The organism is Rhodoferax sp. GW821-FHT09E07 (assembly GCF_059416145.1).
Genome location: NZ_JBWKOP010000006.1, coordinates 310,722 through 324,601, shown reverse-complemented (window position 1 = coordinate 324,601; position 13,880 = coordinate 310,722). Strand labels below are relative to the sequence as shown.

13 protein-coding genes are annotated in these 13,880 nt (G+C 64.8%); 11 read left to right on the top strand and 2 right to left on the bottom strand.

Annotation, left to right across the window (positions count from 1 at the left end):
* Positions 1–132: 132 nt before the first annotated feature.
* The 9 genes from AC07OE_RS14045 to AC07OE_RS14005 all read left to right on the top strand — a co-directional run bounded on the left by AC07OE_RS14045 (position 133) and on the right by AC07OE_RS14005 (position 10,045).
* A complete protein-coding gene (locus tag AC07OE_RS14045; RefSeq protein ID WP_495071189.1) occupies positions 133–2,091 on the top strand; it encodes a two-component system sensor histidine kinase NtrB in 1,959 nt (652 codons plus the stop codon).
* A complete protein-coding gene (locus tag AC07OE_RS14040; protein ID WP_495071188.1) occupies positions 2,088–2,714 on the top strand; it encodes a response regulator transcription factor in 627 nt (208 codons plus the stop codon). Before AC07OE_RS14045 ends, AC07OE_RS14040 begins: the two co-directional genes overlap by 4 nt.
* Positions 2,715–2,865: 151 nt before the next feature.
* Positions 2,866–3,693, top strand: a complete 828-nt coding sequence (locus tag AC07OE_RS14035) for an ABC transporter ATP-binding protein (RefSeq protein ID WP_495071187.1) — start codon at positions 2,866–2,868, stop codon at positions 3,691–3,693.
* Positions 3,680–4,573 (top strand): ABC transporter permease, encoded by an 894-nt coding sequence (locus AC07OE_RS14030; protein WP_495071186.1) that lies wholly within the window; start codon positions 3,680–3,682, stop codon positions 4,571–4,573. Before AC07OE_RS14035 ends, AC07OE_RS14030 begins: the two co-directional genes overlap by 14 nt.
* Positions 4,570–5,424, top strand: coding sequence for an ABC transporter permease (locus AC07OE_RS14025; RefSeq protein ID WP_495071185.1), 855 nt, complete (start codon positions 4,570–4,572; stop codon positions 5,422–5,424). The genes AC07OE_RS14030 and AC07OE_RS14025 overlap by 4 nt, the downstream gene beginning before the upstream one ends.
* 54 nt (positions 5,425–5,478) lie before the next feature.
* Positions 5,479–6,483: an ABC transporter substrate-binding protein gene (locus tag AC07OE_RS14020; RefSeq protein ID WP_495071184.1), complete on the top strand. Its 1,005-nt coding sequence runs from the start codon at positions 5,479–5,481 to the stop codon at positions 6,481–6,483.
* A 16-nt stretch (positions 6,484–6,499) separates the two neighbouring features.
* Positions 6,500–7,126 carry a TetR/AcrR family transcriptional regulator gene (locus AC07OE_RS14015; RefSeq protein WP_495071183.1) on the top strand — a complete coding sequence of 209 codons (627 nt, stop codon included), beginning with the start codon at positions 6,500–6,502 and terminating at the stop codon, positions 7,124–7,126.
* 176 nt (positions 7,127–7,302) lie between these two features.
* Positions 7,303–8,199, top strand: a complete 897-nt coding sequence (locus tag AC07OE_RS14010) for a phosphatidate cytidylyltransferase (protein WP_495071182.1) — start codon at positions 7,303–7,305, stop codon at positions 8,197–8,199.
* 40 nt (positions 8,200–8,239) lie between these two features.
* Positions 8,240–10,045, top strand: a complete 1,806-nt coding sequence (locus AC07OE_RS14005; RefSeq protein ID WP_495071181.1) for a bifunctional alpha/beta hydrolase/class I SAM-dependent methyltransferase — start codon at positions 8,240–8,242, stop codon at positions 10,043–10,045.
* 7 nt (positions 10,046–10,052) lie between these two features.
* Here the strand turns inward: AC07OE_RS14005 and AC07OE_RS14000 are convergent, their stop codons facing one another.
* A complete protein-coding gene (locus tag AC07OE_RS14000; RefSeq protein ID WP_495071180.1) occupies positions 10,053–10,658 on the bottom strand; it encodes a CDP-alcohol phosphatidyltransferase family protein in 606 nt (201 codons plus the stop codon).
* A gap of 22 nt (positions 10,659–10,680) precedes the next feature.
* Complete coding sequence (locus AC07OE_RS13995) at positions 10,681–11,919, bottom strand: phosphatase PAP2 family protein (protein ID WP_495071179.1); 1,239 nt, start codon at positions 11,917–11,919, stop codon at positions 10,681–10,683.
* 31 nt (positions 11,920–11,950) lie between these two features.
* On the opposite strand from AC07OE_RS13995, the gene AC07OE_RS13990 reads away from it, so the two are divergent.
* Together AC07OE_RS13990 and AC07OE_RS13985 are read left to right on the top strand one after the other, a co-directional pair.
* The gene (locus AC07OE_RS13990; RefSeq protein ID WP_495071178.1) at positions 11,951–13,054 is read left to right on the top strand and encodes a patatin-like phospholipase family protein; all 1,104 of its coding nucleotides are present in this window, start codon (positions 11,951–11,953) and stop codon (positions 13,052–13,054) included.
* Entirely contained in the window at positions 13,051–13,809 is a 759-nt protein-coding gene (locus AC07OE_RS13985; RefSeq protein WP_495071177.1) for an SDR family NAD(P)-dependent oxidoreductase, read from the top strand. Before AC07OE_RS13990 ends, AC07OE_RS13985 begins: the two co-directional genes overlap by 4 nt.
* Positions 13,810–13,880: the final 71 nt, after the last annotated feature.

Below are 13,880 nucleotides of genomic sequence, written 5' to 3'. Positions count from 1 at the left end.
ATGTCTCCGGGATATGAATGGAAGTCCCGAGTGTCTGCAGTCCAAGTCCCCGGAACAATTGTGGACTTCCACATTTCTGCCATCCAGCACCTCCAATTCGAGGGTTAACCCTGAGAATTAGACTGCCCAAACATGCAAAACGTCGTTTTCCCCGTTCCCCCACGTCCGCTTGATGCCTCGGGCTGGGCGCGCGTGCGCCGACAGTTGTGGGCCGTCCCCTTGGTTGCTTCGCTGGTATTTGTCGGCGGTGTTTTGCTGTGGGCGTACCGCTCGGACAAGGAGGAAGAGCGCGAGCGCTACAACAATCTGATTGCCGACGCGCTCAGCACCGAGGCGCAGCTGCGAGCCCGCGTAGACGTGGAAATGGGGCACTTGCAGAATCTGGCCCGGCAACTGCCGAGCCTGCAACCGCACGACGCCGTGGGACTGGCCGCCAATGCGGATGTGGCGCAAGGGCTGCGCAGCCTGTGGCTGGGTATTACCTGGCTGGATGCAAACAACCGCATCGTGGCGAGCGTGCCCGAGCGCTTGCCAGAATTGGTGAACAACGCGGGCGAAATCGTGGACAGCACGGGCATGTCCGGCCACTTGGTGGCCGTTGTCGGGTCTGAGAAATTGGTCGTGCGGTATTCCCCCACGCTGCTGTTGCGTCGCGGGACACCCTGGTGGATGGCGCGCAAATACGAGGTGCAACTCATTGACGGCTCCGAGCAGGTGATCGCGTCACTGGACGATACGACAGTACGTCCCAGCCGTCCTCAGCAAGAGAGCTACAAAGTGCTGGTGGGGGGCAACATGCCCGGCGTGTTCCTGGAACTCACCTTGCGCGAGTTGCCCCGGCCGTTCTTGCGTGCGGTTCCTGCCGTGCTGATCGCCGGGTTCTTGATGCTGGTGTTCGTGGCCACCGCACTTTTACGCCGGCAGATGCGGCAAGTCTCTCTTGCAGAAGCAGCCTGGCGCACACAGGCCGCGTGGCGCGCGGCCATGGAAGACTCCGCATTGGTGGGCTTGCGCGCACGTGACGCCCAAGGGCGCATTCTCTATGTCAATCGGACGTTTTGCGATATGGTGGGGTTGCCCGCGGAGCGTTTGGTGGGCCTGACCCCTCCCATGCCCTACTGGCCTCCCGAGGCGATTGAAGAGGTCATGTTGCGCAACCGCCGCAACCTGGCCGGACATGCGCCCCGGGACGGGTACGAAGCGCAGTGGCGCCACCAGGATGGCCATACGCTGAATGTGATGGTGTTTGAATCCCCGCTCATCCATCCGGACGGTCAGCAGATCGGTTGGATGGGCTCCATCATCGACATCTCGGCACGCAAGCAGCTCGAAGAGCGCGAACGGCACCAGGCGGAAGCCATGTCCTACCAGTCCCGCCTGACGACGCTGGGAGAGGTGGCCTCCACCTTGGCCCACCAGCTGAACCAGCCGCTTACCGCAGTCGCCGGGTACAACGCCGGCGTGCAGCGCATGCTGGCACGGGCAGGCTATGACAACGTGGCCGTGTTGCAGGCCCTGCAGAAGCAGGGCGAGCAGGCGGCGGAAGCGGGGCGCATCGTACAAAGGATTCGCGAATTTCTGACGCGCCGCGCGCCGCAGCGCGAGCGCTGCGATCTTTTGGGCATCGCCAAGCGGGCCGCAGAGTTGCTGCAGCGCGACCTGCAGCGCAGCCAGGTGCAGATTCAATGGGCAGAGACCGCCGCCATGCCTGCGGTGTATGCCGACCCCATCTTGATGGAGCAGGTGCTGATCAATCTGATCCGCAACGCCGCAGATGCCATGCGTGGCAATGCCGCAGACAAACGCATCGGGATTGCGCTGAGCGCTGCCGGGCCGCAGTTTGTGCGCATTGACATTGATGACAACGGCCCTGGCCTGGATGGACGCAGCATCGAGCAGCTCACCACGCCTTTCTATTCCACCAAGGCAGACGGCATGGGCATGGGGCTGGCCATCTGCCGCTCCATCATCGAAATACACCATGGCGGCATGGCGGCAGGCATGAGCCCGCTGGGTGGGGCGCGTTTTTCATTCACCCTGCCCGTGTACGACCCCGCCGCATTGGAAGCCGAAGAGGAAATGCCGATATGACTTTGCCCGTGTCCCAGATTGCCGTGCACCTGGTCGATGACGAGGCGTCCGTGCGCGACGCCCTGGAGTTTCTTTTCGTGTCACACGAGCTGCCGGTCTGCAGTTATGCCGATGGCCAGGCGTTTCTGGACAGCCTGTCCGACGGGGTGCCGCTGCAGGGGTGCATCTTGTTGGATGTGCGCATGGAGCCCATTTCGGGTCTGCAGGTGCACGATGCCCTGGTTGCCCGCGGTATCCGCGTACCGGTTATTTTTCTTACAGGCCATGGCGACATTCCCATGGCGGTGGAGGCGCTCAAGAAAGGGGCGTTTGACTTTGTGGAGAAACCTGCGGGCGACGCGGCACTGGTCCGGCGGGTGCGGGACGCCATGGCGGCTGACGTCACCCGGTCCATGCATTTGGCCGAGGGTGATATGCGCGGCGCCAAGTTATCTGAACTGACGCCCCGCGAGCATGATGTCATGGAGCGTGTGGCTGCGGGCAAACTCAACAAGGTGATTGCCGACGAATTGAATGTGTCCGTGCGTTCGGTCGAGGTTTACCGCGCGCGCGTCTATGCCAAGCTGGGCGTGCGTTCCGCTGCTGAGGTGGCCACCTTCCTGGCCCGCAGCGCGGGCGGGTGAGCATCGCCGTCCCCGTACAAACCCCAGTGGTGTGACTGGCACGGAACTGGCTAGTATCGACCTATAACTTGACCAATTGGTTAGGTTGTGAGCGATGAATCGGTGGCTGTGACCTGTTTTGGTGCGGCCATGACCCTAGCACTGAGCGTCCATGAACCATTCCGAAGCATTGAACGGGCAACTGGCCCCTCCACCCACGGGCACACCCGGACGCAAGGCCGTGGAGGTGCGCAATGCCAGCGTGGTCTACCAAACGGCCGACACCCCTGTCCATGCGCTGAGCGACATCTGCTTCGATATCCACGAAGGCGAATTTGTCTCGCTGATCGGCCCCAGCGGCTGTGGCAAGACCACGCTGATGCGCGTGATCGCCGATCTGGAGCACATCAGCGCGGGCGAGGTGCTGGTCAACGGCGTGAGTCCCCACGACGCCCGCTTGGCGCGCGCCTATGGCTATGTGTTCCAGGCGCCAGCCCTGTTCCCCTGGCGCACGGTGATGGCCAACGTGACGCTGCCCCTGCAGATCCAGGGCAAAGGCAAGGCAGACGCCAAACGCATCGCCATGGAGCATCTGGAGCGCGTAGGCCTCAAGGGCTTTGAGGGCAAGTACCCCTGGCAGCTCTCGGGTGGCATGCAGCAGCGCGTGTCGATTGCGCGCGCGTTGTCGTTCGAGCCCAAGATTCTGATGATGGACGAGCCCTTTGGCGCGCTGGATGAAATCACGCGCGACCGGCTCAACGAGCAGCTGCAGCAGCTCTGGCAGCGAGAGCGCCGCACCGTGGTATTTGTCACGCACAGCATTGCCGAGGCGGTTTACCTGTCCACCAAGATTGTGGTCATGTCGCCCCGTCCCGGGCGCATCGTCAAGGTGATCGATTCGACCTTGCCTGCAGAACGCCATCTGGGCCTGCGTGACACGCCGGAATTTGTCGCACTGGCCCATGAAGTCCGTGAAGCCTTAGCCGATGGCCACCACTAAAACCCTGACCCAGCGCGCCGTGCACGACTGGCTGCCCGTCGCAGTGGTGCTGCTGGCCGTGGTGCTGGCCTGGTATGGCGCGGCCTGGGCCCTGAACGCGCCGGGCGCCATAGAGCGTGTGCTGGACGAAGAGGCTGGCTACACGCAGATGGAATTGTTCGAGGCCACCATGACCATGGAGCGCCCGCTGATGCCCGCTCCCCACCAGGTAGCCATGGACTTTTATGAAAGCCTGACCGAGTGGCCCGTGGACTCGCCGCGCAACCTGATTTACCACGTCATCGTTACCGGCCAATCCACGCTGCTGGGCTTTGTGATGGGTACGGCGTTGGGCTTGTTGCTGTCGGTGCTCATCGTGCACAGCCGCACGCTGGACAAGGCGCTGTTGCCCTGGATCGTCGCCTCGCAAACCGTGCCGGTGCTGGCCATCGCGCCCATCGTGCTGGTGGTGCTGGGCAGCCTGGGCTTCTCGGGCACAGCGCCCAAGGCCTTCATTGCCATGTACCTGTGCTTCTTCCCGGTCACGGTGGCCATGGTGCAGGGCCTGCGTTCGCCGCAGAAGATTGAGACCGAGATGATGCACACCTACGCCGCATCACGCTGGCAGTCGCTGTGGCTGCTGCGCTTGCCTGCGGCCTTGCCTTTCCTGTTCCCTGCGCTGCGCGTGGGTGTGGCGGCGGGCCTGGTGGGCGCCATGGTGGCTGAGTTACCCACGGGCGCACAGGCAGGCCTGGGTGCACGATTGCTCACGGGGTCGTACTACGGGCAGACCGTGCAAATCTGGTCGGCCCTCGTTATGTCGGCGTTGTTGGGGCTGGCACTGACCGGCATCGTGGCCGGTGTGGAACGTCTGGTGCTGCGCAGCCGGGGGGGCGTATGAGCAATACCGCTTGGTTCTGGCCCGGCATGTTGCTGCTGGCGCTCGCCGCGGGCTACAGCGTGTACCGCATGGCGGCAGTCAACGGCAGCCGCTGGGTGGGCATGGCTACGGCCGCGCTGTTTGGCGTCTGGGTGGTGGTGTTCTGGGAAATCCTGGTGCGTGCGCTGGATGTCCCGCGCGTATTGCTCCCCGCGCCCAGTCTGGTGATCGGGTCGATTGGCGAGCACGCGCCCAAGCTCTGGGGCGACTTTGTGCAGACGGTGGGCAAGGCCGTGCTGATCGGTTGGGCGTTGGGCTGCGGCCTGGGCTTTGCCGTGGCCGTGGCGATTGACCGCATGCCGTTTCTGCAGCGCGGTCTGCTGCCCGTGGCCTCGCTCACCAGTGCCATTCCGCTGGTCGGCGTGGCGCCCATCGCGGTCATGTGGTTTGGTTTCGAGTGGCCGTCCAAGGCGGCCGTGGTGGTGCTCATGACCTTCTTCCCCATGCTGGTGTCCACGCTGGCGGGCCTGCAAGCCGCAGGCAAGCTGGAGCGCGAGCTCATGTACAGCTACGCCGCCAGCTACCCGCGCACGCTGCTGGCGCTGCGCCTGCCGGCAGCACTCCCTTTCATCTTTGGCGCGCTCAAGGTGAATGCCACGCTGGCCCTCATTGGCGCCATCGTCGCCGAGTTTTTTGGTTCGCCCACCTCGGGCCTGGGTTTTCGCATCAGCACCGAGGCCGCGCGCATGAACATGCCGCTGGTCTGGGGCGCGATTGTGGTGGCGGCGGTGACCGGTTCGGTGGCCTACGCCTTGCTTGTACAGCTGGAGCGCCGCGCGGCGTTCTGGCATCCCTCAGTGCGCGAAGGGTGAGCCCGCGCTTGGTCTGTGTTGCGTTTTTCCATTAACCCGTAGAAGGAGCTTTCCATGATTCGTTCTTCCCAATGCGCCAAGAGCCTGCTGGTTCTGGCGCTGGCCGCTGCCGGCTTTGCCGCACAAGCTGCCGACAAGGTGACTGTGCAGCTCAAGTGGGTGCCGCAAGCCCAGTTTGCCGGCTACTACGTGGCTGCGGCCAAGGGCTTCTACAAGGATGCCGGCCTGGACGTGACCATCAAGCCCGGTGGCCCTGATATTGCGCCTACGCAAGTGATCGCCGGCAAGCAGGCCGACATCGTGGTGGACTGGATGCCTTCGGCCCTGGCCGCGCGCGAAGCCGGTGTGCCTTTGGTGAACGTGGCCCAGGTGTTCAACCAGTCCGGCCTGATGCTGACTTGCAAGAAGTCCAGCGGCGTGGCCAGCCCCAAAGACTTCAAGGGCAAGACCTTGGGCGTCTGGTACGGTGGCAATGAGTACCCCTTCCTCAACTGGATGGGCAAGCTCGGCCTGAAGACCGACACCGACATCAAGATCCTGAAGCAAGGCTTCAACGTCGACCCGCTGCTGCAAAACCAGGCTGCCTGTATCTCCACCATGATCTACAACGAGTATTGGCAAGTGGTGGACGCAGGGGTCAAGGAGAAAGACCTGGTCACTTTCTTCTATGAAAAAGAAGGCGTGGCCACGCTGGAAGATGGCCTGTATGTGTTGGAAGACAACCTGAAGGATCCGGCTTTTGTCGCCAAGATGGGCAAGTTCCTGAAGGCCACGCTCAAGGGCTGGGACGCTGCAGTGAAAGACCCTGAAGGTGCCGCCAAGGCCGTGGTGGCTGCGGACACCTCCGGCAGCGCCAGCCTGAAGGTGCAAAAGCGCCAGATGGAAAATGTGGCCAAGCTGATCACCAACGCAGGTACCAAGAAGATTGGTTACCTGGAACCTGCCGCCTACGAGCGCACCGTCAAGGTGTTGCTGGCCGGTGGCAGCGACCCTGTCATCAAGAAAGACCCGGGCAAGGCTGCGTATTCGCACGCCATCTATGACGCTGCGCAAAAGTGATTGAATAATCGGCGACATGACAAACGTTGCCGATGCTCCCAAGGGCCTCATTCGCCAAGCGAATGAGGCCCTGATACTTTCTGCGGCCGAGAAGGTGTTTGCGCGTGCCGGCTTCGGTGGCGCCACCATGGCCGCCATGGCCGAGGCCAGTGGCCTGCCCAAGGCCAACCTGCATTACTACTTTGGCTCCAAAGAGGTGCTGTACCGCGAAGTGCTGGCCCGCATCCTGAATGACTGGCTGGTGCCCACGCATGGCATTACGGTCGATGCAGATCCCAAGACCGCGCTGTCCCAATACATTCGCGACAAGATGCAGCTCTCCGCCCAGCGGCCTGACGGCTCCAAAGTCTGGGCCAACGAACTGCTGCATGGCGCCCCCGTGGTGAAAAGCCTGCTGGCCACCGAACTGCGCACCCTGTTGCTGGAAAAAGCTGCCGTGGTGCAGGCGTGGGTCGACGCCAAGCGCATGGCCCCGGTGGATGGCGTCCATTTGTTCTTCACCATCTGGGCCGCCACGCAAACCTATGCCGACTTTGACGTGCAGATCTGCGCCGTGCTGGAGCAGGATGTCCTCACCCCCAAAGACTTTGAGCGTGCCACCGAGCATGTGGTGTCGTTGATCCTGCGCGGCTGCGGTTTATAAGCCAAACAAGCCCCTAGCCCACGTGAATAATGCGCAAGCAGCTATATAAATCGTAGCAACTGGGGTGTGACTATGCGGTGTGGCACCACCACCCCAGCGAGCGAACGGCGGGCTTGCAAACGTTGTCAGCCGACTCCGTACACTCTAGCCCTGCTAGCTGTCTTCAGGGAGAAGGTGTGTTTCAGGGACTGGTTTTCGACAGGGCCACGGTGTCCGCCATGCTGGTGCTGTACCTCGTGCTGGGTGCGGCCTCTGCCACGGTCACCTGGCTGGGCCGCGCGTCGCCTACGGGCACGCTGCGTTTGCAGGTCAATGCCTGGTGGCGCATCTTTCCGGTGTTCAGCGTGGCCTGGGTGCTGTACCCCTGGGGCCCCGGCTTGCTGGTGGTCTTGATTGCAGTGCTGGCCTGGCGTGAGCTGGCCTTGCATCACCCCACGGCACCCCGGCACTTCCAGTGGGCCTGTGCCTCCGTGCTGGCGCTGCAGCTGTTGTTGCTGGGTGCAGAGGTGCCGGGCGCAATAGCGCTGGTGCCCGCCCTGGCGCTGGTGCAGGCGCTGCTGCTGTGGTGGCGGCCTGGGCCCCTGCGCTTGCTCTGGCTGCTGTTTGTGCTGCTGTGTGCCGGGCTGGCGTTTGTGCTGCAGCTCGACCGCCTGCCGCTGGACCTGCCGGTGCGCCGGGCCTGGTTCTTCTACCTGTTTACGGTCACCGCGCTCAACGACGTGGCGCAGTTCATCAGCGGCAAATGCCTGGGCCGGCAGAAGATTGCCAAGACCATCAGCCCCAACAAAACCTGGGCCGGTTTGGTGGGCGGTGTCTTAGTCAGTGCGCTGGTGTCGCTGGCCTTGGGCCTGCACCTGCAGCTGGCGTCCGCGCCCTTTTTGCTGGCACTGGGGGCGCTGCTGTCCTTGGCTGGATTCCTGGGCGACCTGATGTTCTCGGCGGCCAAGCGCGCACTGGGCCTCAAGGACTTCTCCAATCTCATCCCTGGGCACGGAGGCATACTCGACCGGGCGGACAGCCTGGTGCTGACGGCCCCCGTGCTCTACGGCGTGTTGCGCTGGTCCTTGCACTAGCCGCGGCCCACGCGTCTCTCTTTTTTCACACAGGAACTCCATGACGAATGCAATGCCTTTGGTCCCTTGGACGTGCAGCGACGCCGGGTTCACCACCCAGGACCAGACCCGCCTTTTTTACCGCGCCTGGCAGCCCCAGCAGCCGCGTGCCCAGGCCGACGGCGGCCCGCGTGCGCTGATTTTTCTGCACCGTGGGCATGAGCATTCGGGCCGTATCCAGGCCCTGGTGGAGCAGCTGGGCTACACGCAAGACTGGGCCTTTGCCTGGGACGCGCGGGGCCACGGCCACTCGCCCGGCGAGCGCGGCGACGCACCCGGATTTGAAACCCTGGTGCAGGACTTTGACGACTTTGTGCGCCACCTGCAGGCGCGCCACGGCATTGCGCCCCACAACACCCTGGTGGTAGCCAACAGCGTGGGTGCCGTAATTGCCGCCACCTGGTTGCACGACTACGCACCCGGTGTGCGTGGCGTGATCATGGCGGCGGCGGCGTTTGACATCAACCTGTACGTGCCCCTGGCCAAACCGGCGCTGCGCCTGGCCATGGGTTTCAAGAAGGACCTGTTTGTCACCAGTTACATCCGCGCCAGCATGCTCACGCATTCCAAAGAGCAGGCACTGGCCTACGACGCTGACCCGCTGATCACCAAGAACATCTCGGCCCGCGTGCTGCTGGACCTGGCCGACACCGCCCAGCGCGTGGTGCACGACGCCAGCGCCATCGACACACCCATCCTGATGCTGGTGGCCGACCAGGACTACGTGGTCAAGCAGGCGCCGCAGAAGCTGTTTTTTGAACGCCTGTCCTCCAGCCTCAAGCGCCTGGTGGTGCTCAAGGACTGCCGCCACGCCATCTTTTACGAGAGCGACGCGGTGCGCAACCAGGCCGTGCAGGAAGCGCGCACCTTCATCGACGCCTGCTTTGCCCAGGCACCGCTGGCCGCCACGCACTACCACGCGGCCGACACCCACAGCGCCAGCGCCCGCCAGTACCAGGCGCTGCTGCGCGACGAGATTGGCCCCTGGCCGATGCGCGCGTTCTTTGCAGTGCAAAGGGTGCTGCTGGGCAGCCTGGGCCGGCTGAGCAAAGGCATGCGCATTGGCCTGGAGCACGGGTTCGATTCCGGGGCCTCGCTGGACTATGTGTATGGCAACCAGCCGCAAGGCGACTGGGGCGTGGGCAAGGCGGTGGACGGCGGCTACCTGGGCGCCGTGGGCTGGCGTGGCATCCGCCTGCGCCGCTGGCACATGCAGGAGACGCTGGCTCAGCTGATTGCCCAGCACCCAGCCACCGAGCCGCTGCGCATTCTGGACATTGCCGCCGGCGGTGGCCGCTATGTGCTGGAGACGGTGAAGCGTTTTCAGGACCGCGACATCCATGTGACCCTGCGCGACTATGCCGCGCACAACCTGCAGCAGGCACAGCGCCTGGCCGACCAGCTGCACCTGAAGCAGCCGCCTGAGCTGCAGCAGCGCGACGCCTTTGCCGACGCCAGCTACGACGACGGCGCCGCACCCTACGACATCGTCATCGTGTCCGGTCTGTACGAGCTGTTCAACGACAACGCGGCCGTGCTGCGCTCACTGCGTGGCGTGGCCCGCCAGCTCAAGCCCGGCGGCCATCTGGTCTACACCGGCCAGCCGTGGCACCCCCAGTTGGTGCTGATTGCCAAGACGCTGAACAACCACGTGGGGCAGCCCTGGACCATGCGGCCCCGGCCCCAGGCCGAGATGGACGCGCTGGTGGCCAGCGCGGGCTGCCGCAAGGTGGCCACGCAGATCGGGCTGGAGGGGATTTTTACGGTGTCCGTGGCACGCCACGAACCCACGGGCGCAGGCGCCTAGGCGGCGCTCAGCCCACGGCCCGCACCGCTGCGCGCACGCGGTTGCGCAGGGTCCAGCCCAGCAGGACCAGCACCAGCAAGAGCAGGCTGTTGGTCCAGGCGGGAGTGGCAGCAGCGCCCACCATCAGGCCCAGCAGGCCAAAGGCCACGGCCCGGTCGCTCTTGCCCATGGGGCCGTCAAAGCGGCGCTGCGTGCCTGCTGCCAGTGCGGCCAAGCCAGTGCATTCGGCCCATGACGCGGCCACCACCACCACCACCAACAGCCCGGCATGCACGCCGGGCACCAGCGCAAAAGGCAGGTAGAGCGCGGCGTCCGACACCTGGTCGCACAGCTCGTTGAGCACGGCACCCAGCGGTGTTTTTTGGCCGGTGGCGTTGGCCAGCATGCCGTCCAGTGCATTCAGTGCCATGCGCACCAGCAGCACCAGCGGCAGGCCGTACCAGAGCACCTGGCTGCTGGGGTAGAGCGCAAGCGCCGCCCCATAGAGCAGCATCAACCCCGTGGTGGCCAGCGTGAGCTGGTTGGGGCTGATGCCCCAGCGCGCCAGGCGCTGCAGCAGGGGCTGCAACAGTTGCTGAAAACGGGGCTTGAGCTGGTAGACGGAAATACGCATGGGCAGGTCGGCGTTCGGTGGGTCAGTGGGGTGTGTCCGCGTGCGGGTACTGGGCCAGGTAGGCGCGGGCCAGGCGTTGGCTGCGGCTGTAGCCCATGGCGCAATGCAGGTACACCGGGTGCCCGCACTGTAGCGCGTTGTGCACGATGGCCAGCACACGCTGCACATCGGCCTGGCTGGGCGGCACCAGGTCCAGCAGGGGCACATGGTGGTAGCGCGCGGTGCGCAGCGACGGGGTTTCGCTCAGCTCATTGGCCAGGTCCACCACAGTGCAGTTGGCGGGCAGTAGCTGCGCTTGCGCATTGCTCAGGCGCCTGCCCACCCACAGGCCGGGCGCCATCGGGGCGCACGGCGGGTGCTGGCGTTCACGCCATTGCACGCACCGCCAGGTGAGGTGGTAGCCCAGCAGGTAGGGGGCGTAGAGCAGCCAGGCCCACCACGCAAACCGGCCCCGGGTTTTGCGCAAAAAATGCGCATCACCCACGGCATAGGCCCGCGCCACCAGCAGCAGGCTGGTCGCGCCATAGGCCGTGAGCCACCACGGCCACCAGGCCATGCCCACCACCACCACCATGCCCGCAACCAGTGCGTAGTGCAGGGCCACCCAGGGCTCCTGCCGCTGGGGCCGCACCAGCCGTATGCAGGCCCAGCCCAGCAGGGCCCCCGCCAGTACATCCAGCACATGGTGCTGGTAGGTAAACAGCGTGGCCACCGACACCAGGCCCAGTGTGAACAGCAAGGCCACCTGCGTCACACGCCCCGCACACAGTGGGCGCCATGCGAACCAGAAAATGCAGCAATAGGCCACGTGCAGCGAGGGCAGCTGGTTGTAAGGCTGGTCCACCGCGCCCAGCAGCGCGTACAGCGGCCCCCACAGCGGGGACGCCACCACGGGCCGCACAACACTGAACTGCAGTGGCGCCAGCACAAACACCAGGCAGGCCAACACCGTGGCCAGCAGCAGGCGCTGGCTCAGCACCCGCAGCGCGTCCAGGGAGCCCACCGCCCAAAAGCTGCCCACAAAGAACACCCCCGACAACAGATAGGGCAAGACCATCCACGGCACAAAGGCAATGTGCGCGTCCAGCGCGGTGGCCACGTTGCGGTGAATGCCCTGCTGCTGCGCCAGCAGGTTGGCAGCCGGGTAGCACAGGCCAAAGGCCACCGCGTTCAGCAGCCCATGGCGCAGCCGCTGCGCCAGGGTGGCGCGTGCTGGTGCTGCTGGTTCGTGGGTGCTCAATGGCGCGGTTGGCAGACGCATGGTGCGCGGGCGTGTGTGCTATGTTGAAGCCATGACACAAGCGCAGAAATACCAACGTTGCATGGTGATGGGAGGGGGTGGTTTTCGGTACGGCATTTATCTGGGCATGTACGCTGCTGCATGTGAGGTGGGCGAGCCGCCCGATGTGGTGCTGGCCAGTTGTGGCGCCTCCATCGCGGCGGCCTTGATTCACAGTGTGCCAGACGATGCACAGCGCCGCGCCTGGTTGGCCTCGCCAGAGATGTACCAATTTTGGAGCAGCTTTCGGCCCGGCCCCAGCGCCGCACTGCACCGCACCTTGTGGGGTGTGGCCCGGCGTGCGCTGCAATGGGGCGCGGCGCCCACGGTGCCCGACCTGTTTGCCGACTACCTGTTTGCGCCGCCCCCGGCCCTGCCGGCGTTTCCCCCACCCTCCACAGCCGCGCGACAGGGCACGCCCGACGTGGCCATCATCGGCAGCCGCCTCTTGTTCACTGCAGACGAGGTGGGCCAGCCGCGTGGCCAGCGCAAGCTGTTGGAAGAAACCGTGTTTGGCCCACCGCGCACCGCACAGCTGCTGCAGGGGGTGCCCTCACCATTTTTGAGCGCACAGTGGGGCAATACGGCGGTGGCGCCCACGGTGGCCACCGACACGGCCATGCCCCTGCAAGAGGCGGTGCGCATCTCGGTGTCCGACATGTTCTACTTTCCCGCCCACCGGCACGGGGCGGCCCACTACATGGGCGGCGTGGTGGACCTGTTCCCCATCGAACTGGCGCAGCGGCTGGCGCACCAGGTGGTGATCGAGTTCAAGTCTGAGTTTGAGCGCCTCACGTCGGCGCCTGCCTGGCGCGCCGTGCTGGGTATCAACGCCCACCAGCGCCTGCGCCACGTGCATGCGCAGCAGGCCGAGGTGTGGATCGACAGTTCCGACGTCAGCCAGGCCCTGGCCACGCAAACCCTGCAGAAGGCCCTGGACTGGCGCAACAACCGCCTGGCGCTGCTGCCACCGGTTAGCTACGCCGTGTTTGTCCAGCACATGCAAGCCCAGTGGGACTACGGCTACCAGCGCGGCCTGGAGGCCTTTGCCCGCACACCACGCGGCACGCAAACGGGCATGCGCAACGTCAATCGCTACAACCGGGGAGCGGCATGAAAGTCATGGTTATCGGGGGCACCAGCGGCATTGGTTTGGCGCTGGCCCGTCATTATTTGGAGCAGGGGGACGAGGTTGCCGTGTGTGGCCGCGACACCCAGCGCCTGCGCGGCACGGCGGTAGATGGCCACCCGCGCTTGCAGGCCCACGCGTTGGACATTGCCGACCCAGCGGCACTGGCCACTGCACTGGCCGCCTTCGCGCCAGACCGGTTGGACCTGCTCATCGTCACCGCAGGCATGTACTTCAACACCCGCGACCACGTGCTAGACGCAGCCACCACCCTGCGCCTGCTGCAAACCAATGTGAGCGGCCTGAGCCACGCGTTTGAGCTGGCGGCCACGCAGATGCTGGCGCAAGGCAGCGGCCACCTGGTTGCCGTGTCCTCGGTGGCCGGTTTGCTCAAGGACTATCCGGGCGCCTCGGTCTACAGCGCGAGCAAGCGCGCCGTGCTCAGCATCTGCCACACCTACCGCATGGCACTGGCGCCTTTCTCCATCGCCGTTACCGCCATCGTGCCGGGCTATATGGACACCGCCAAACTGCGCGATCTGAATGGCGGCGACGCCAGCCACAAGCCCTTCCTGATGTCCGAAGCGCAGGCCGTCGCGCGCATCGTGCAGGCCATCGACCGCAAGGACGCCACCGCCGTGTTCCCCTGGCAGATGCGCTGGTCTATCGCCGTGCTCAACCGCCTGCCCCTGTGGGCCCTGCTGCGCCGGGTGCTGCCCAAAAGCCGGGCTCGGCAGGGGTGATGAGGGGTGTAGTTCGAATTGAAGATCAAGAAACTAGCCTGCCAGCCCCCGTAGAATAAGCCAAAGTAGCT